Origin of the sequence: Anaerocolumna chitinilytica (genome assembly GCF_014218355.1) — a bacterium.
GTDB classification, from domain to species: domain Bacteria; phylum Bacillota; class Clostridia; order Lachnospirales; family Lachnospiraceae; genus Anaerocolumna; species Anaerocolumna chitinilytica.
This window is the reverse complement of record NZ_AP023368.1, coordinates 2401355-2422083: the sequence shown is the minus strand read 5'-3', so window position 1 is coordinate 2422083 and position 20729 is coordinate 2401355. Positions and strand designations below refer to the sequence as shown.

Below are 20729 nucleotides of genomic sequence, written 5' to 3'. Positions count from 1 at the left end.
AAGCTAGATTTAAATCTAACTTTTGGGGATCAGTTCACTGCCTCAACACTTTTATATTCTTGAAATCCCTATTAATAAATCAGAATGTTGTCAAAATGCGCATGAACATTATAGTTTCTAACTCCGATAGCACCTGAGCTATAGGTTGAATCAGTAACACTAATCTTCGGCGTACTCATATCTGCTACATATATTTTTATAGATGTTCCTGCAGCAACAACTTTTACATGGTAAGCAATATCTGCATCTATTGCCATAGTAACCTTGCTAAGCTCTGTCCAGTTATTATTTGCTTTCCCAAGCTGTATATAGTCACCATTGGCACTTAAGCCCACATAATATCCACGGTAATTGTCCGCACCCACACTGGGATTACTTGCCCTGAATAATAAGCCTGCATTGTTATTACCCGATCCAGAGCTGATTTTAATATCTGCTTCATAAGTAAAATTAGTGAAATTTGTTCCGTCTGCAACAGCTTTTACACCATCACCTGCTTCCGTACTGTATTCACCGCTCTGAACTGCCCAGGTTCCCCCATAAGTAGTCCAGCCGTTTGCATTACCATCACTGAAATCATCCGAATATAAGGGAGTTACCGGGGGATTTACTGTCAGCCCTTTGGATTCTCTTATAAGTTGGAAATAATTATCTGTTCTTACTACCTGAACATTGGAATTTAATGTACTTGCAACATTTTTAATCATGGTAGGAGTAACATCCCAGGGTTCGCATTGTATTGCTACAAATCTCGGTGACGTGCCATTCCAGTTGGCAATTGCATTATTAACCTCCATTTGCAGGGAAGCCTGATCGTAACAGTATGTAGCATTCAATCTTTGAGATGGCAGCTTAGAATTATAGATATCAATCTGTCCTCCAGGTCCATTCATCGCTGTCAGACCAAGCAATGAAGGTGAATTATTTGCAAAACTCTCACCTACATTTGTATTAATTCCGCCGGTAATTGTATTCCAGATAGTTATTACACGAAGACCCGCACGCTTACAGTAATCTTCCGTCATCTTCGCAAAGTTATCTAAGCCCGTCTGACTCGGCCAGTAGTTAGGATATGTATACCCCACTCCTGAAGGTCCGCTGATAAAACAGTCATTAGCTGTTGCTGTATTATAATAATAGTTAAGTAAGGCAGGTGCAGCATCCAGTACTGCAGGTGAGATGGTCCAACCAATGGGTACACTTCCACGGTCAGGATTATCCCAGTGCTGCTTCATCTTATGCTCCATATATTGCAGGTTATCTCCGTCACTCATGATAAAGGTCAAATAAATTTTATTCTGCAGGACCGGTTTCTCAGGTACCGGTTTTACATTGACAGTTCTGGACATCCCAGCAAAGACTGAAAGGTTTGTGGACCAGTCACTTGCTACCGTAGATATACTGTATTCCGATGCCAACATAACTCCGGCTCCCTCATCCGTCCACCAGCCCATATAAGCAGACCCTGCCGGCATGGATGATAAAAAGCTTCGTAACAGTGTATTCTCGGCAGAAACATTGGGATCCAGCCAGATAACAGCCGCCCCTATAGCTACCGCATAATCACGTATAGTACCTTTGTGGGCATCGGGATTCAATCCAATTAACACCCGGTGTGTTGACAAGGGCCAGTAATTATTATAGAGATACTGATAGATCTGGAGTTTACTGTTAAATTGTCCTCGCAAATCTGCTAGGATAGGAAGGTTATAGGGAGCTGCGGTAAGAGCTGCCACCTGTGAAGGAGCTGCCACTATTGCATTTGATGTTCCGGCTATGGTTGTTGCCAGGTTGATAGTATCAAGGTAATTATCATCATAAACAACGATGCCGCTTATCTCATTTCTGTATTTTGTAATCATTGTCATCTTATCGGACACCTGATTATAGTTAAGATTAAGATTATTTAACCAGGTATACTTACCTTCTCCATTAACCGTATTGGTATCGTAGGTATAGATACGTGGCTGTGTCTTGTTTACAACTCCTTTTAAAGTAGTAAAGAGAACAGCATCTTCGCTCCATCGTTTAGGTGAGCATGTCACCCAATCAACCTTTATATAGGCCCGACCATACCAGTAAACCCTGAATTCCAGGGAATGTCCTGCAACAGGGTTAATATAGGCCAGATTAAATTCCTGGTATTTACTGGCGGTGGTAAACTGCTGCCTTGTGATATCCTGTGCAGCCAGAGAAGTACCTGTAGTTGCATCATAAACATCGATACGAACCTGTGGCAAGTTATCTGCTGTATTATTGTCAATCTTGATCTTAAAAACAGCAGTACCTGCTCCAGCTGGGATACTGGTATCATAAGGTCCATAGATCATATGCTGGTTGGGAGTATCAATTCCCGTCTGGCACAGCCATCCGTCTCCATCATTATGTCCTGTTCCATGAGCTACCAATGTGCCTTCACCTTCATAAGTCTTACTGGTCTCAGTGCTTATCACATCAAGAGTGGCTGCCGGCGCAGAAAGTGAGGGCAGGAACTGGTTCGCCGGCCAGCTCACCGCTGCTAAAGAAGATACATCATTCATAAATAAAGAAATGAGTAAACTAAGTACAAGAATCCAACTGACTTTTTTGATCCGTTTCATAAAAAATCCTCCTTAAATTAATTGAGTTTATTATGTAACTACGCAATAACTCCATAGAAACGTGACTATGTACTTATGCAATCCTCAAATGTCAATTATATCGATGTAATTATGCAATACCTGGTTGTTATCGATGCTGTGTATAAATAAAGCTATTTTAGCCCTGAACCACTTATCCTTTAATACCGGCAGAGGCAATACCCTGAATGATATATTTCTGGAAAAAGAGAAATATCAAAAGCGGTGGAATAATGGATACGCAGGATAAACCAAAAAGTTTTGGGAAGTCTCTATCCCCGCTCATTTCCTGAAGGGAAGTTGCCAGCATACCGATATAGGCCGGTAAGGTGGAATCCTTAATTCGGTTGATATACATAAATGGAGTAAACCAATCGTTCCAAGTACCAAGAGCTGTATTTGCTGCAATTACCGCAAGGATTGGCTTTTGCATGGGCAAAACCACCCGGGTAAGGGTAAGTCTGAAATTACAGCCGTCTATCTCGGCAGCTTCTTCAAAGTCCTTGGGCAGTGATTTCATGGACTGCATAAAGAGGAATACCCATAAAAGAACTCCCCATCCAAATGGCAGGTAAAGTACTAAAGGATTATTAATAAGTCCATGGCCGCCCATACCCATCCAGTTATTCCCTCCCAGGAATGGTATCTTAGACATCATTACGAAGGAAGGAATCATTGTGAGTACACTGGGTACTACCTGAGAACAGATGATAAATACAAGAAAGATTTTCTTTCCCTTGAATTCATACCTTGCCATTACATATCCAATCAATACAGCTACAAGAACATTCCAAAAAGTATACCATACCGTACGATAGAAAGTATTTAACAGCGGTGGAATACCTGTTTTACTAAAGGCGTATGTAAAATTATTAAACTCTACCTTTTTCGGTATAGGTAATAACGTTCCCATATTGGCAAAATCAGTTTTGTTATTTAAAGCCCCAAGAAAAGAGTATATAAAGGGATAGAGCATAAATAGAACTAGAATCATCATAGCTGCTATCCAAGCTATTTTTAATATATTACGCAATGCTTTATTCATTATTATCTCCTTTCGAAATGACTATAAATACCAGGAATGCTATAACGATAGTAACAAGTCCCAGTACAGTCGAAGCAGCACCGGCCATTCCCATATTAAAACTAACTACACCGTCCCGGTAAATTCGGTACATTAAGACATCCGTCTTTCCATAGGGGTTTCCATGGGAAATCAGCATGACAACATCAAACATTTGCATAACACCAATCAATCCGGTAAGCAGAATGTAGGCTGCAATAAAACGAAGTCCGGGTATTGTGATATAGAGTATCTGCTGGAATCTGCCGGCACCATCCACCTTTGCTGCTTCGTAAAGAGACGGATCGATGGATTGAAGCCCACCCAGCCAGATTATGGCTGCCGGTCCGGCAGAACGCCATACAAAGAAAACAATTATCCAGAACACCATCCAGAATTGGCTGTAATTCCAGATAATCGGGTCCATCCCAAGGGACTTAAAAAACATGTTTATTCCGCCATTAAACGGATTCAATAAAGCAATAAATACACCTGATGTTATTGCTGCCGCTGCTATATTCGGTATGTATACGGAAGTACGGAAAAATCCCCGCAACGGATGCTTAATATTTAATGCCAGAGCCAGCATAAAGGAAAGCACTACATTTGCAACAAGGCACAGGCTGCCCATCCACATCTGTCTTCCCAGTAATGTGAGATAGTCTTTTGAGGAAAAAAATGTCGTAAAATTCTTTAGCCCGACCCATTTCGGCAAGCCATTCAATGCATTAAAATCAGTAAATCCAAGTAGTAGTCCTATCACTAATGGCAATAAGCTCCATATTGCTATGTATATAAAAAACGGCAGGATAACTGCATAAGCTCTGCGGCTCTGCCGCTGCTTTCTGGTTAAGATACGTTCCCTTCTGCCGACTGCTTCCATTTTGGCACCCCCTAGTTATGTAACTGTTATGGCAGGCGGATAGCCACCCGCCATAACAGGATTGATTATTTCAATAAATTTTCTATTTCCGACTGCGCTTCTTTACAGATTGTTTCAATGGAATCGTTCGTCATAGTAGTACGTGCAAGAACTTTCGTATCAATGATCTCCCAAATCTGAGCATCATTCTTATCAAAGGTAGTAAGTCCTTTAACAGTACCGCTCTTTAAAGCATCGGCTGCTGCTTTTAAGGTTTCATCATCAGGATATTCCGCACTGCTGTCGATATAGATATTCAACGCGGAAGGAGTACCTTCATGCAACCAGTTCTTTTGAAGTTCATCATCCAAAAGAACACGTATAAGATTAAAGCAATCTTCTTTATGTTCTGCTGTAGTGGGGACACCAACATATACCGCACCTACCATACAGTTCCCGGTTACACCGCCTTCCGGTAACGGAAGTGCAGTTACACCCCAGTCGTATCCGTTATCAATTAATGCACCCTTCTGCCAGGAACCATTTACAGCAAAGGCGATGGTTCCTTTGTCCTTATCCTGGAATTGGCTCCAAAGAGGACCTTCATCACTGTTATTTCCAAGTCCGGCAGGGAAATTTGCATTCATATCTCTTATAAACTGCAGTGTCTCTTGAAGCTTAGGATCCGTTAAGTTAATGGATGAACCCCCTCCAAAATCCACACCCATCTGACGGAAGAAAGGTGTTGCACGAAGAGCACCTCCGGCATGAGGAAATGAAGGAACACCACCGCCAAATACTTCACCTTTGCCGCTTGCTGTAACAGCATCAGACATCTTCTTCCATTCATCCCAGGTTTTAGGAGGGTTCTCCGGATCAAGACCTGCGTTCTTCAAAAGAGTCTTATTATAGAATAAAAGAAATACGGAAGATTTATATGCTACCGAAACAGGTCTTCCCTGGGAATCATTAATCAGGAAGGAAGGATTCACCTTATCAACGATATCCTGAGGTAAAGGTTCAAGCATTCCGGAGGATGCATATACCGGCATAAAAGTCTCACCAGCAACAATACTTGGAGCGTTTCCGGATAAAATCAAAGAACGCTGTTTTTGATCAAGGGTCTCAGCCCATCCCCAATCTACATATTCCATTTCATAATTAGGGTAATCTTGTGCAATCTTATTTGTAACTCCTATGTAAAACTGATCAGCTGGTGATAAGTCTCTATTCTCCTTTTTCGCATTGTCCTTCGCTAGTTGAATTTGTTCATCAGTGAGCCCAACCTTTGGTGCTATCAGATGTATCTTTTCCGTAGATGCCTTTTTTGTTGGTTCTGAGGTAGTACCTTTTGAATTGTTGGTTCCCGTCGGTTCATTCTTGGACTGCGCCCCGCACGCTGTCAGCATAAAGACCATAATACACACTAATAATGTAACAAGCCATTTTCTCATAACTTTCACTCCTGTTCATAATTTTTATTCCGTCAAACCTTCTCCTCTTTTACAAACATAACTTTATAATTCATACTCCTAAAGCCTTTTCCTGTTGAGTATGAATTATGCTTTTTATAATTCATACTCCCCTCCTTTCATTCAATTATACCTATGGCAGTATGACGGTCTGCTGCCATATTCTAGTATTCTATCTTTAAGGTATGGATTTCAAAGGGTTTAAACTTAATGTTCACCTCGCACCCATACACTTCAAGAGGCATTATCTCTTGTTCCATAAGGTCTGTTAACACCACCCCTTTAGGAGGCAGTCCGAATCGAATTCCGGTAACAGTAGTAGTGCCATGACATTCATAGACCCTCAGAATGATATGACTGCTGTCCTCCGCTTTTTTAACAGTTTCTACAATAATATTGTTATTATCTATTTGAATAAAGCTAAAATCCTCAGACTCAGTTTTGCAAGTATTCTTCTCAAAATGAACACTTAGAGGCATATTTAATTCATAGGCAGCCTGTGCTACCATTCCGGTTGTCTCATTTCCTGTATGAGGATACAGACTATAAGTAAATTCATGCAGTCCTTGATCTGCAATTTCGTCTGGATATCCAGGGCTTCGCAGGAGATTCAGATCCAGTATGTTTTCCTTCAGACAATAGCCATATTTACAATCATTTAGAAGAGCTACACCATAGTCTGCTTCTGATAAGTCCACCCATTTGTGAGCACAAACCTCATACCTTGCCATATCAACTCCGGTATTACTGTGAGTAGGCCGTTTTACAGAACCGAATTGAATATCACAGCTGGCTTCAAGGGCTTTTAACTGCAGGAAAAAGGAGGTTCTTAACATCTTATTACTTTCATGCCAGCCCACTTTTGTTATAAAATCCAGCCTGCGGCTGCCTTCTGTCAGAATGATTCTCTGTTCTATCTGTGAAGTTCCAAATTGATATACCTGAACTACTTCTGCCTTGGGTCCGTTCACTGATGTACTGACTTTTATCAGAGCACAAGGCTGTGCTTCCCTTTGCCGGTATTGGATAGAGAAATCCCAGGCATCACCTGTATCATGATAGACCCTTAATACGTTTCCGGGACAATCTGGCTCTAAGATTTCCCTTTTTATTTCCTTATCATAAATAGATTGAATGGAGCCATCCTCTTTAAACTCTACCTTGAGGAATTCATTCTCCAATTTATTTTTTGCTGCCGTCAGGCTTAAGAATTCTTCCTGTTCCTTCTGGCATATATCACAGTTTAGAGTTGTAAATCCCATAGGCTGCGCTTCAACTCTTATGTAACGACCCTCAAATTGTACCCATTCCCTCCTTTTCCATGATAATGTATTGATTATAAAGGGAGTTGTCTGTCCAAGATGCTGGCAGGCATCTTGTAATAAATCCTTAATTTTAATTTCCAAAGCTTCATAGCGCCGTAGAGATTCATCATATACCCTATGAATGGACGAACCTGGCAGAATATCGTGAAACTGGTATAAAAGCATTTCCTTCCATATCTCTTCTATCTGCTCTGCTGGGTATATACTGTCCTTTCTAAGCCGAGCCATAGCTGAAACAAATTCCAGTTCACGCAGCAGGATTTCCAGTTTCCTGTTAAAGCGCTTATTTTTCCCTTGAGAGGTATAGGTACCCTGATGTTTTTCCAAATAGAGTTCTCCATGCCATTTAGGATAATTCTCATATTTACCCGACAATCTGTCAAAAAACTCTATACCAAATTCTTGTTTTACAGGAATCAGTCCGTTAAGATTTTCTTCTCTTTTAAGCCTCTCAAGATGCTCTTCTCCCGGGCCGCCGCCGCCGTCTCCTATACCAAAGAGCATCATACAGTCTGTCACAACACCTTTGTCAAGGTACTCCGTTTCAGCTTTATGGATGGAGGTTGGCGATGCTGCAGAATTATATGTTCCTTCCGGAGGCATATGGGCCAGTACCTCGCTTCCGTCAATTCCGGACCACAAAAAGGTATGGTGTGGAAACTTATTATAAGTGTTCCAGGATAGCTTAATCGTCATAAAGTAATCAACCCCTGATTTTTTCAGGAGCTGAGGCAGTGCACCGGAATAACCGAATACATCCGGAAGCCATAAAACTCTGATATCCTGACCAAATTCCTGCTTGAAATATCTCTTTCCGTACAAAATCTGCCTAATCAGTGCTTCCCCACCCGAAAGATTGGTATCTGCTTCTACCCACATTGCTCCTTGAACTTCCCAACGTCCTTCACTTACTTTATCCTTAATTTTCTCATACAATGCAGGATAATCCTCTTTCACCCATTGATATAACTGAGGTTGGCTGGCTCCGAAGACATAATCTTTGTATCTGTCCATCATGTTCAGAGCAGTTGAGAAAGTCCTTGCTGCTTTTCTTTTCGTTTCCCTGATTGGCCACAGCCATGCAAGATCAATATGAGCATGGCCGATAGCACTGATTGACAGAGAAGCATCCCCGCCTTTTTTCTCCAGTTCAGCTGCCAGAATCTCTCTTGCCTTACCTGCTTCTACATCCGTGTACTCATTAAGAAACAGGGAAGCAAGATTTAAGGAATGTATAATACTATGAAATCTTGCACTGTTTTCAGGTAAATTCTCTAATAAGTCCAGTAAAACTTCAAAATCATAATACAGCTCTTTCATTACTTTATTGCATTCAGCAATATGTGCTTCCATCAGACGCCCATGGTCCTGATACTTTCCAAAAAGGTCATTACAGCCTGCATCCGCCCAGAGATCAATACTCTCACCGCCTTTGGAAGAATTCGCTATCTCTACTACTCTTTTTCCCGGCTTTCCAAGACTTAAATCAAACTCCGAACTGATATTGGTCAACCCTTGTACCGGACACCCCTCTTCATTAAACAGGCAAGCTTCCCCGCTGATATCAATAAGAAGTACTATCTTTTTATTAACAGCTTCCTGCGGTACCTCCCCTTCAAAATGAATCCAGGCGCAATCCCAGATGTCTCCCCAGCTGTCACCAATACTTAGGGTTTTCATTTCTCCGCTGTAACGTTGTTGAAAGGAGACCGGTTCTGAGGTTTTCCACATTGTAACATTTAAAGGTTGCAGTTTTTTGTAAATAGCTCCTTCAATAGCTTGCAAAGTGCTTATAAAGTTGCGTCTTATCTCCTTCATAGGATATGGCATATTAGGTCTCCTTGTATGTATCGATATTCTTATTTGATATACTATATCACTTGATATGTTTTATATATTAGTTGATATGTTTATATTATGTTATAATTTTATAAATGTCAACAAGAATTTATGTAATATATACAAAAAATCAGTCCTGCCGTTAATTACTGAGGACTGATTCTTCAAGAAATATAAATCTTTTATTTAGTTATTGTGTTATTTTTATTTCTTTTACACTATCACGCTCTATAATATCTGTTTTTATCCGGATCGTTCTGGGCGGTCTGCTGCTATCGGCAATCTTATCCATAAGAACTTCTACCGCCTGTGTACCCAATTCTTCCACTGGCTGCTTTACGGTAGTCATTTTTAAAGGGATAAAGTTTAATATTTCATTATCGGTAAACCCCATAATAGACAAATCCCCAGGCACCGACTTTCCAAGCTCTCCTGCTGCATAATAAAGATAAACTGCAATATAATCATCCGAGCAAAATACAGCCGTCAGACTATCGTTGTTTATCAAATATTCTTTCAGTTCACTTACTAACACCATATTATCGTTTGTTTGAACACTTTCTAATCGAATCCGCTTATTTCCTTCCATCATAGCAGCCATATAACCCTGATATCGTTCCTCACGACTGGTTACATTTGAGATACTTTTTGATATAAATCCAATTTTGGAATGGCCTTTTCTGATTAGGTAACTTACTGCATCCTTTGCCCCTTGATAATTGTCATGGCATATGCTGTCAAATTCAACTTCCTTATATACTCGGTCAACTATGACGATGGGGTAGTTATGCACCTTATAGCTTAAAAGCTCTATACCACAAGTATTATTATCACCAGGAAATAAGATTACTCCCATAATCTCCGGTACCTTGGATATTTCCGAAAGTATCTGTTCTTCCGTTTCACTTATTCCGTCGGAGTACTTCACCACAACATGATAATTATACGCTTCTGCAGCTGTTAAGATTACTCTTACTATATTCCCGCAATAAGAATCCATCTTAGGAATTACAAGTGCCAGATAGTTACTTTTTACAGCCGAATAATTAGATGTACTATTTGAATCCACCATACTGCGTATCTTATTCAGGTCTACATCAGCTAAAAAGCTGCCCCTCCTGGGTATCCGGTAGATAATATGTTCCTCTGCCAATGAATTAAGTGCTAACTTGCTTGTCATTTTACTGACATTGCATAACTCAGCTATCTCCCCTTCGGAAGGCAGGAGTTCATTTGAACCAATCTGTCTTTCTATAATTATTTTTAGTATTTCGTTGCGGACTTTGTTGTAGAGTGTATCAGATGCACTCCCTCTGCCTGTTTTCGCCTCATCCATGTATCTATCCTTTTGCTTCATTCTTCACCCACATCTTCTGCATTATTTTTTATATATCATTGATATAGATTATACCAGATGATTGAAAAAGAATAAATACTTTATCACAAACTAATTATATTCGTTGATTTATACAAAAAAGAGCTGTTCCAAATGATATCAAACAGGGTATTATACCATAATATACCTGTTCTGTTTACCATTTGTAACAGCTCGAAAGGTTTTAGATATTATTTTTTAATTTCCTGGACTCCGGATACAGAACTTGTCGCATCCATAGTGAAACTATCTTTTACATCCTGGCTGGTAAAATAAAGATTACCTTGAACTACATTGTCAATTAGCTGAAAATTAGGTGCGTCAACGATTACATCCCCAACAAATTTTCCATGTTGCAGACTTGCATAGGGGCTCTTAATGGTAAGTTTAGGTGCTGTCAAGGTATATCTGGCAGTAATATTTCTTTGTTCATCCTGTGAATATAAAGCAATCTTACGCTGAACAATATCTTTGCCATTATCATCTTTCTTGCCGTTTGTAAATTCACCATCCAAAACAAGATCTTTATCAACTGTTAGATCTTTTGTAATAGCTATAATCCAGGTGCCTTGTGCACTTATAGCTTTCTCAAATGCACTTTGGGTATCTACTATGGATGCAGAGGATACCGCATCGGTATCACCGGTTTTTGTAGGGGTGGGTGTTGAGGTAGCTGTAGCTGTAGCTGTGGCTGTGGGAGTCGGTGTGCCTGTGTCGCCTGTTGAATTCGTATTCTTACATCCTGTTAATAAAAATACCATCATGGTGCCAGTTAATACAGAAACAATAGTACGGCTGAATAAACTTTTCTTTTTTGATTGATTCATTTTTATCATTTTCTCTTTCCTCTCATATCAGAATTTATTGGGAATTTTATATAATATTACCATTCTTTATATTATCTATCCATAAACAGGATTTTATACACAATTAATAAATTTTTTTTAATTCCCATCTGATAAAGGGAGGTTACTAGTATTCCCCTTTAATTACAAAAAAAGAACCGCGAATTGTTCCTGCCAGTTTAGACTTCTGCCTGGCAAATTTAAATTTTCCCTCTAATTCCTTTGGTATCTCCATCCCATCAGAGAGTTTAATTCCAACTGCTCGCTTTTTAGAATCATCAACCGTATACATAACATTAATTCCAAGCCCATCCTCATAAAACACATAAGCCATTTTTATATTTTCCACTTGAAAACGTGATGTTTCCAGAGGCTTGGCTGAAAACTCAATTCCACGTTCTTCCTTTAATATCCGGTTCACGTAATTTAGTGTTTCCTGGCTTTCGCTTGCCGGTTCCACCGTAAATTCATGTTTATACTTGGTCATGTAATAACGAGCTTCATTGGCTCGTAAGCCTGCAAGGGCTTCAGCTACAGGAGAAGATTCCAGCCCAACGGTAGAAACATTTTTAAAATCAACGATATAAGACATATTATTACCTCCTATTTATTATTTATTTTCGAACAACAGGAATCCACATTTCACCATAGATGAAACCGTTCTGTCTTTTCATCTCTACTGTAGTGTTTGGGCCGCCAACATAGGCGTAGCTTTTTGCATCCGGTAAAGCCTGTCCAAATGCCAGACCTGAAAGCTTATTCGCCAGTTCATCAGAGGTATTGCCTTCCCCTTTCACAACCAGATATTCACCTTTGGGAAATTGAATAATCCTAGCTTCCTCCGGTCCCTTGGCTTCCGTCATAACACCGGCATAGTGCATCATCTTGTTATTGATTGCTTCATTTACAGCAAAAATATAGTCATTAATGGCTATTGCCTTTAGAGCCTCAAGTCTTCCATCCTGACTAACAGCCTGCCAAAAGTCAGTTTTCTCCTTGTTTAAACCAGCAAAATCCGTATAATTACTTTTCAGTTCTGTTCCAATTCCTACAACGCTAAATCCATCTTTTTCTTCTATTGTATAATCTGCCATATTTTTGTCCTTTCTATTAAAAAAGTAATCAATTGACTTGTCATCTTCATTTGATAGGTATATTATAACCTTAAATCATGTCAAAAATTGATACTGTTTAGGAGTTTCGATGAAAAAAGTTGAAAGAATCAATATCATCATGCGGTATATCAATAATCGTACCCACTTTACAATATCTGAAATCATGCAGGAATTTCATATCTCACGTTCAACAGCCATCAGAGATATTAGAGAAATTGAAGCCTTGGGAATGCCTCTAGTCGCAGAAGTCGGCAGAGAAGGTGGTTATTTTGTCATGCGTAACTCTGTCCTGCCCATTGTCCGTTTTACCGACAATGAGGTCAAAGCACTTTTTATAGCCTTTATGGCTACCAGGAACCAACAATTGCCCTATCTAAAGAGCCGGCAGTCATTAGCAGAAAAACTACTGGGTCTGATATCAGAAAATCAACAGGATGATCTTGTACTTCTAAATCAGATTCTACTTTTTGAGGGGACCAACCCCAATAATCCTGACCTCCTTGATCTTTCAGACCTCCCTCATCCAATGCTGGAAAAGCTAATACAATTCCTGCTTTCAGACAGTTATCTGCTGATTACTATAGATGAGGATAAGGTATTAAAATCTTATGCAATTTTTCTCTTGCATCTGTATCATGAAAAAAGCCTATGGCTGATTGAAGGCTTTGATTTAGAAGAAGAAAAGAAAAAAGTATTCTCAGTTGACAATCTTATAGATGTGAAACCATACCTTGTTAAAAAAAGCCTCAGCAGGAAGAAAATCCTGGCTAAACTAAGTGTGCAGGAGGAATCTATAAACCTTATTATTGAATTAGGTCCAAAAGCCATTGCACAATTTAAGAAATACCACCCGCTTACAATCACAATCTCCTTTACGAATCCCTATCAAACCACAGCTATCTTACGAACCTTCATCAATGTGAATCAACCGGATGAATTAACTGAAATAATAAATTGGCTGCTTTTCCTGGGTGAAGATATTAAGATTCAAGAAATCCCGGAGAGACTGCTGGAAGCTTTACAGGCTAGAGCTAACATTTATTCTAATTAAATACACTTTATACTAATTAATATAAAGGTTTGCGCCATAATCAAAGATTATCATATAGATTTTTACTAAAATACCGGTCTCCACGGTCCGGAAATAAAGTTACTATAGTTCCTTCACCAATTTCTTTTGCTAATTTTGTTGCACCGGCAATTGCTGCTCCTGAAGAAGAGCCAACAAACATCCCCTCTTTCCGGGCAAGTAAGCGCGCTCCTTCATAAGCCTCCTTATCTGAAACTTTCAAGACTTTATCTACTAAACTCATATCCATGGTGGCTGCGATGAAATCATTTCCGATTCCCTCAATGTCATAATCACCATGTTCGCCGCCTCCCATGGTGGACCCAATTGGGTCTGCCAGCACTCCTCTTATTTCAGGCTTCTTCTCTTTTAAATACTTTACAACGCCTGTAAATGTCCCCCCACTCCCTGCTCCAGCAATAAAATAATCTATCCGTCCATCCAAATCCTCGTATATTTCCTTTCCTGTGGTTTCATAATGTGCCAGAGGATTAGAGAGATTTTCAAATTGTTTCAGAGATATTGCTCCCGGAATCTCTTTTACTAACTCAATAGACTTTTCCTGTGCTCCTAACATCCCTTTTTCTCTGGGAGTATTCACAATTGTTGCTCCAAGAGCCCTTAATAATGCTTGCTTTTCCTGAGAGAATTTTGTTGGAATTACGAAGATAATTTCATAACCCTTGTTTAATGCTGCCATTGCAATACCAAGACCGGTATTTCCTGCTGTAGCCTCCACAATTGTTCCACCCGGTTTGAGAATCCCTTTGCGCTCAGCATCCTGGAGCATATAGATCCCTGTTCTGTCCTTAACACTCCCGGAGGGATTCCAATACTCCAGTTTAGCAAATAGCTGAACTTTCTTTGGCAGCTCGATATGTTCCAACTTTACAAGTGGTGTATTTCCTATTAATTGCTGAATATTCTTATAATACATAACCCTTCCCCTCGCTTCGGATTAATCGATTTCTTTATCATCCACTGTTTTTAATGCCTGTTCCAGATCTTTTAGAATGTCATTTACATCCTCAATCCCAACAGAAAGTCTAATCAGCCTATCTGTGATACCTACTCTTTTGCGTATTTCTTCCGGTATAGAAGCATGTGTCATACTTGATGGATGGCATACTAAGGACTCAACTCCTCCTAAACTTTCTGCCAATGCAATGAGATGCAGTCCATCATAAAACTTCCGAATGTCCAATTCGTCTTCCAACTCAAAAGAAATCATTGCACCAGGCCCCTTAGCCTGTTTTTTTTGGATAATATATCCTGTGTCAGACTCCAGGCCCGGATAATATACATTCTTAACATTTTTTTGTTTTACAAGCCAATTTGCTACCTTTCTCGCATTTTCCTGGTGGCGGTCCATTCTAATCCCTAAAGTTTTTATACCCCTTATTAATAAAAAGGAATCGAATGGTTGAAGAATTCCACCGGTGGCATTTTGTATGAAATATAACTTATCAGCCAGTTCCTGATTGTTTACAACCGCAAGCCCTGCAATCAGATCGCTGTGCCCCCCTAAGTACTTTGTTGCACTGTGAATTACTATGTCAGCGCCTAATGTCAAAGGCTGCTGCAGGTATGGAGTCATAAAGGTGTTATCTACAATAAGAAGCTTGTTATGATGATGGCAAACAGCTGCCACAGTCTGTATGTCTGTGACTGTCATCAATGGATTGGCAGGACTTTCAATAAATACAGCTTTTACTTCATTGGTAATTGCCTGTTCTAGCGCACTAAGCTCCCTGGTATTAACAATTTCATAGGACAAACCAAAAGGTTTGAAAACCTTATCCAATACTCGAAAGGTTCCACCATATACATTTTCTGAGATGAGTATCTTATCCCCAGATTGAAACAGATGAAGGACTGCAGTTGTAGCCGCCATACCGGAAGCAAATGCGAAGCCGTACTTCCCTTCTTCCAGCTCTGCAATCAGCTTTTCCAGTGCTTCCCTGGTTGGATTTCCAGTCCTGGAATATTCATATCCCTTATGCTCCCCCAGATGTATTTGCTTATAAGTTGAGGTCTGATAAATGGGAATATTCACTGCTCCAGTTCTTTCATCTCCATCAATTCCTCCATGTATTAGATTTGTTAAAACACTGCTGGTATGGCTCATATTTTACTCTCTCCCTTCATTGTGTACTATTCATAGAGAATTAGTATGATATAGTATATTCATCTAAGATAAAGATGTTAACTTTTTTTACAAAAAGGTGTATATTCGAATCTGTCATTACAATAAAATACTTGAAAAGCAGATAATTGTATTAAGGTAATTTTAAAGCCTTAAAGTTCTAATAACCAAAAAAATCCCTCTGCAATATTCTATTTTGCAAAGGGACTATTTTAGCTTATAATATATAATCCTGTAATATCTATAAAACGTCATAATTTCAACATCTGGTTATTTTGATAAAAGTCTTTCCAGGGGTCCTCTCCCTCTATCCTTTTAAGTGCATCTGCCATGCTTATACCATCCGGAGCAACTGTATCAAGTTCCTCCCAGGCAATTGGCATAGATACTTTAGCGCCTTTTCTTGCTCGGATGGAATAGGGTGCAACACTGGTAGCTCCTCTGCCATTTCGAATCCAATCAATAAATATCTTATCTGTACGTTTTGCTTTTCTTACATTACTTGTGTAACGATCAGGCCACTTTTGCTCCATTACTTCCACAACACGCTTTGAAAAGTCATGAAAAGTATCCCAGGCAGCGAAAGGTTTAAGCGGTACCGCTACATGGTATCCCTTGCCGCCGCTGGTCTTAAGATAGGAGTTTAATGAAAGATCCGAGAGAATGTTTCTCATGTCCCGCACCCCCTGACGTACCTGACTTAAATCCATTCCTACATCCGGGTCTAGATCAAAAACCATCATATCCGGTTTTTCAAGCTGGTCAATGCGGCTGCCCCAGATATGAAATTCCAAGGTGCCAAGCTGCACCTGAGAAATAAGCCCGGATACATTTTCGATATAAAAGTATTCTTCTGTCTCTCCGTCACTATTGGTAATTGGTATTGTAGCGATTCCTTTGCTGTCCGGCCCCGGATGTTTCTTAAAAAAACATGCCTGTGTTATTCCTTTGGGACAGCATACAATGCTTAAAACTCTCTGACCTGCAAGAGGCAGCATACGTGCTGAAACCTTCTCATAATACCTCGCCACATCCGCTTTTGTAATTATGGGGTCATCAAACATAGCCTTGTCCGGGCTGGATATTTTTACTTCTTGAATAATTATATTTTTTGAATTTCCTTCCATAGGTTGCTCCGCCGTTTCACTGGATGATTGATATAAAAAAGCATCTTCTGCATTTTCTTTTCGTATTTCTTTCGGGTTCTTATCCATCCGTAAGCCTTTAAAACTTGCCTGCCTTAACAGATTCTCTTTTGTCCATTCGGCAAATTTGATTTCAGCTACCAATACCGGTTCAAGCCAGGTTACCTTCTCCGTCGATTTTGTTTCTGGCTCCCTTCGGAAAGGAGAATCTTGTCTCTTTAAACTTTCGAATTTTCCCTCCAGCATCCTCCTGTCAGCCTCGCTCATACCGGTACCGGCACGTCCGGCATATATTAACTCTTCACCTTCATAAACCCCAAGAATAATTGAGCTTACTCCCTCTGTTTTTTTATCCGTCAGTATATAACCTCCGATAACGAATTCCTGCCGCTTTTCACATTTTATTTTTATCCAATCTCCGTTTCGTGTTCCGCTATAGATGGAATCAACTTTCTTACCTACAATTCCTTCCATACCGGATTCCTCTGCTGCTGCAAAGCTCTCTTTGCCCATTCCTATTACATAACGGCCATAGTAAAGTCTTTTCGGTGCTGCCTTCATGAGAACTTCCAGTTTCTCTTTCCGTTCAGTAAGGCGAAGTTTACGAAGATCTTCACCATCCAGTGCTAAAAGATCAAAGACAATGTAAGTCAGATTCTGACCTTTGGGATTTCTCATATAGTTTTGTAACGCTTGAAAATCTGTCTTTCCTGAGGTATCTGTAACTACTAATTCTCCGTCCAGTACCATAGCTCTTCCATTAGCAAGCTCATTAAGGGAAGAAGCAATATCCTGAAACCTGGCTGTATAATCATTGCCATTTCTCGTCATCAGCCGAACGGTATTGCCTTCCACATATGCTATAATCCGATAACCGTCATATTTAAGTTCATAAAGCCAATCCTCACCTTCCGGAATTTCCTTTACTAATTTGGCTAGCTGTACATCAAGGCTTTGAAAGGGGTTCTTTACTAGTTTTTCATTTTCACCTTTCTCTATTTCCTCTACCGTACGTCCGGTTCTGACACTGGTTGTGAACTCCGATATACCGTCCGACGTTTTGACATACTCATCCTTTTCCTTTAGCAGGAGCCAATTGTCCTTTGACTCATTATCTTTTGCCTTTAAACGAACCAAAGCCCATTTTCCTTTCAGTCTTGTTCCCTTCAGAACAAACTTGAGTTCGCCTTTTAAAAGACCATCTTCTACATTTACATAAGGCTCCCAAAATCCCTCATCCCAGAGCATGACCACTCCACCGCCGTATTCTCCCTTCGGTATGGTCCCTTCAAAGTTCCTATAATCCAATGGATGGTTCTCTACCTGAACCGCAAGCCGTTTATCATGTGTATTAAAGGAAGGGCCTTTAGGCACCGCCCAACTAAGCAGCACTCCTCCCCATTCCAGCCTAAAATCATAATGATCTCTGCGGGCCAAATGATGCTGAACAACAAATCTCAGACTTTCACCAGCATATGCTATTTCACCTTCCGGCTCCAGGGTCTTATCAAAATTCCTTTTTTGATTATATTCACTTAAATTTCCGGCCATATAATCACGCAGGTTCCTTATCTCTCTTGGCTTTCTCTACACTGGCTTTAAGAGCTTCCATTAAATCTATTACTTTACCGGTATTATCAGCCTCCGGAGCAACAATTTCTTTACCGGATATTTTTGTCTCAATCAGAGCACGGAGCCTGATCTGATACTCATCTTTATATTTGGATGGATCAAAAGGTGTATCCATGGAATTGATTAAGGTCTTAGCCATATTAAGCTCCTGCTCTGATACCTCCGGTTTGGTGTATTGTTTTTGCAGCTCTTTGATATCATCAGCATAAAACATTGTAGAGATAAGAACCCCTTCTTCTCGCGGAATAATTGCCATCAGTGTATCCTTTGTACCTACTACCGTCTTGCCTATCGCTATTTTCTGTTCCGCCATTAATGCGCTTCGAAGGAGTTCAAATGCTTTTTCTCCTCCTGCCTCAGGTACTGCCTGATATGTCTTTTCATAATATACCGGTGAGATTTGGTTTAGTTGTGCGAAATGCAGAATCTGAATCGATTTTTCTTTTTCTGTCTTTATTTTCTCAATCTCCTCATCTGTTATGACGACATATTTATCATCATCGTATTCATAGCCTTTTACAATATCTCCTGTATTAATTTCCTTCCCGCAATGGGCACAAGTCTTTTTATACCGGATGCGGCTATTGTCATTTTTATGCAATTGGTTGAAATGAATATCATTATCCTGTGTTGTCGTGTACATAGCAATTGGTATTGCTACCATACCAAAAGTGATTACCGATTTACGTGTTATCATATTTAAACACCTCCTGGAACTATTGTTTCCAACCAAATTATAACTATTCGAAATTGGTTTACAAAGATTTATTGCCAGGTTTGAATACGTATGTTTACAAACCTGGCAATTCGTATATTTCATATAGTGGAATCAGATAGAAATAGGTTCAGATTGCATTTTGAAAATAATAATCTGCTTCCTTTTGGTCTGATACTAGATGTTGTCCTTCTATAATTTTACCTTCTCTGAATTTCCAAAGTACGCACATATTCTGATTTAAATTAATGTTATCTGTTCTTTGGGTATGAATATACTGGCATTCCGAAACATAATCCTCGCTGATTCCTAAAACCAGTTTTTCAACCTGTGTATTGGAACTGCCCATAATACTGCCCATGATATCAAAGAATTCTATTACTTCGCTAATACCTATCTTGTTCCCGCTTAGTTTATTATTACCTGGAAATATCCAATGAATATCTTCAGAAATAACTTCTTTTAAACTTTCCATATCCCTTTTGCCATAGGCTTCAAAAAATTTATTTATTCTGTCTAGATTTTCATTCATCCTAATGATTCCTTTCGATTATACCAAGCATCTACTCCCAAAATAATTCATTCAAAGTTTTATTGACCGCTTTACATATTGAAATGCAAAGGTTAATAGTAGGATTATAATCCCCTTTTTCAATAGCATTTATCGTCTGTCTGGAAACTCCTACAATATCTGCAAGCTGCTGTTGGGACATATCCAAAGCGGCTCTTGCTGATTTCAGCTTAAGATTTTTCATGCCGCCTCCTGTTCTCCCTTTCCATAACGTACTTTCTTAGCTAAAAGTGTGGCAAATAACACGATAAACATAATACCGCATGTTAAGTTACAGCTTCGAAAGTTTACCATTCCATTTGTTACAAACGTCCCATTTATGATATTGATGCATCCAATAACGAGGTTGAATATACCTATAAATCCAAAACCAATTAATACTTTTCTGGGATTTTCATTCAAAGAGAAATATGCGTCCTTCCAGATACAATATACTATATTCACTGTTATGGATAAACAAATTCCAATAACCATAGCAGATATCGTATCTAATAAAGGCTTTTCAACAGTCATATCCACAAAGCCATATAACACATTATATATCATCAGTGTAAAGAAACTTAACTTGTATGCTTTACCTCTTATATTGGACTGCCGCTCATCATATTTACATTTTGAATCCCCATCAGTTTTTGTAAATCTTAAGAAAATAGCCACAACTACCAATCCAACAATAAAACCTGCGAATAAACCTGCTTTCAAATAGATACTCATAAACCACACCAAATCCTTCCTGTTTTCATTTTTTTTAATAACATTAAAATGCTATCACTGTATTTAGAGAATAACACAGCAATAGCATTTTGTCAACTATATATTACATTAAGTATTGTTATTTTTACTTAATGTGAAATTTTACTGGCATTAAGCGTTATGCGTGGTTAATTGTGGTTAATTGTAAAGCGAGATGCCACTTTGTAAAACGAGACGTAATATT

The 20729-nt window shown here is 39.4% G+C and carries 17 protein-coding genes; 1 reads left to right on the top strand and 16 read right to left on the bottom strand.

All coding sequences use genetic code 11. The features are described 5' to 3' along the window. Nucleotides 1-71: 71 nt before the first annotated feature. From bsdcttw_RS10495 to bsdcttw_RS10455, 9 genes are all read right to left on the bottom strand, one after another. Nucleotides 72-2600, bottom strand: coding sequence for a GxGYxYP domain-containing protein (locus tag bsdcttw_RS10495; protein WP_185259320.1), 2529 nt, complete (start codon nucleotides 2598-2600; stop codon nucleotides 72-74). A 172-nt stretch (nucleotides 2601-2772) separates the two neighbouring features. Continuing rightward, nucleotides 2773-3663, bottom strand: coding sequence for a carbohydrate ABC transporter permease (locus tag bsdcttw_RS10490; RefSeq protein WP_185259319.1), 891 nt, complete (start codon nucleotides 3661-3663; stop codon nucleotides 2773-2775). Continuing rightward, entirely contained in the window at nucleotides 3656-4564 is a 909-nt protein-coding gene (locus bsdcttw_RS10485; protein ID WP_185259318.1) for a carbohydrate ABC transporter permease, read from the bottom strand. Before bsdcttw_RS10485 ends, bsdcttw_RS10490 begins: the two co-directional genes overlap by 8 nt. A gap of 65 nt (nucleotides 4565-4629) precedes the next feature. Further along, entirely contained in the window at nucleotides 4630-5997 is a 1368-nt protein-coding gene (locus bsdcttw_RS10480) for an extracellular solute-binding protein (RefSeq protein ID WP_185259317.1), read from the bottom strand. A 182-nt stretch (nucleotides 5998-6179) separates the two neighbouring features. Next, the gene (locus bsdcttw_RS10475; protein WP_185259316.1) at nucleotides 6180-9170 is read right to left on the bottom strand and encodes an alpha-mannosidase; all 2991 of its coding nucleotides are present in this window, start codon (nucleotides 9168-9170) and stop codon (nucleotides 6180-6182) included. Nucleotides 9171-9369: 199 nt separating this feature from the next. Continuing rightward, nucleotides 9370-10536 (bottom strand): substrate-binding domain-containing protein, encoded by a 1167-nt coding sequence (locus tag bsdcttw_RS10470; RefSeq protein ID WP_185259315.1) that lies wholly within the window; start codon nucleotides 10534-10536, stop codon nucleotides 9370-9372. A 209-nt stretch (nucleotides 10537-10745) separates the two neighbouring features. Continuing rightward, the gene (locus bsdcttw_RS10465; protein ID WP_185259314.1) at nucleotides 10746-11390 is read right to left on the bottom strand and encodes a hypothetical protein; all 645 of its coding nucleotides are present in this window, start codon (nucleotides 11388-11390) and stop codon (nucleotides 10746-10748) included. A gap of 136 nt (nucleotides 11391-11526) precedes the next feature. Next, on the bottom strand, nucleotides 11527-11991 hold the full coding sequence (locus bsdcttw_RS10460) for a phage tail protein (protein ID WP_185259313.1): 465 nt from the start codon (nucleotides 11989-11991) through the stop codon (nucleotides 11527-11529). Between the two features lie 22 nt (nucleotides 11992-12013). Then, nucleotides 12014-12493: a GyrI-like domain-containing protein gene (locus bsdcttw_RS10455; RefSeq protein ID WP_185259312.1), complete on the bottom strand. Its 480-nt coding sequence runs from the start codon at nucleotides 12491-12493 to the stop codon at nucleotides 12014-12016. 109 nt (nucleotides 12494-12602) lie between these two features. Here bsdcttw_RS10455 and bsdcttw_RS10450 point away from each other — a divergent pair, with 109 nt between their 5' ends. After that, the gene (locus bsdcttw_RS10450) at nucleotides 12603-13565 is read left to right on the top strand and encodes a helix-turn-helix transcriptional regulator (RefSeq protein WP_185259311.1); all 963 of its coding nucleotides are present in this window, start codon (nucleotides 12603-12605) and stop codon (nucleotides 13563-13565) included. 40 nt (nucleotides 13566-13605) lie between these two features. On the opposite strand, the gene bsdcttw_RS10445 is transcribed toward bsdcttw_RS10450, so the two are convergent. The 7 genes from bsdcttw_RS10445 to bsdcttw_RS10415 form a co-directional block, all read right to left on the bottom strand. Further along, nucleotides 13606-14520: a PLP-dependent cysteine synthase family protein gene (locus bsdcttw_RS10445; RefSeq protein WP_185259310.1), complete on the bottom strand. Its 915-nt coding sequence runs from the start codon at nucleotides 14518-14520 to the stop codon at nucleotides 13606-13608. A 21-nt stretch (nucleotides 14521-14541) separates the two neighbouring features. After that, entirely contained in the window at nucleotides 14542-15711 is a 1170-nt protein-coding gene (locus bsdcttw_RS10440; protein WP_185259309.1) for a trans-sulfuration enzyme family protein, read from the bottom strand. A 269-nt stretch (nucleotides 15712-15980) separates the two neighbouring features. Further along, nucleotides 15981-18425: a DNA ligase D gene (ligD, locus tag bsdcttw_RS10435; protein ID WP_185259308.1), complete on the bottom strand. Its 2445-nt coding sequence runs from the start codon at nucleotides 18423-18425 to the stop codon at nucleotides 15981-15983. Between the two features lie 4 nt (nucleotides 18426-18429). Next, nucleotides 18430-19203, bottom strand: a complete 774-nt coding sequence (gene ku, locus bsdcttw_RS10430; protein ID WP_185259307.1) for a non-homologous end joining protein Ku — start codon at nucleotides 19201-19203, stop codon at nucleotides 18430-18432. Nucleotides 19204-19351: 148 nt separating this feature from the next. Then, complete coding sequence (locus tag bsdcttw_RS10425) at nucleotides 19352-19753, bottom strand: nuclear transport factor 2 family protein (RefSeq protein ID WP_185259306.1); 402 nt, start codon at nucleotides 19751-19753, stop codon at nucleotides 19352-19354. 31 nt (nucleotides 19754-19784) lie between these two features. Then, entirely contained in the window at nucleotides 19785-19976 is a 192-nt protein-coding gene (locus bsdcttw_RS10420; protein ID WP_185259305.1) for a helix-turn-helix transcriptional regulator, read from the bottom strand. Further along, nucleotides 19973-20506 (bottom strand): hypothetical protein, encoded by a 534-nt coding sequence (locus tag bsdcttw_RS10415; RefSeq protein WP_185259304.1) that lies wholly within the window; start codon nucleotides 20504-20506, stop codon nucleotides 19973-19975. Before bsdcttw_RS10415 ends, bsdcttw_RS10420 begins: the two co-directional genes overlap by 4 nt. Nucleotides 20507-20729: the final 223 nt, after the last annotated feature.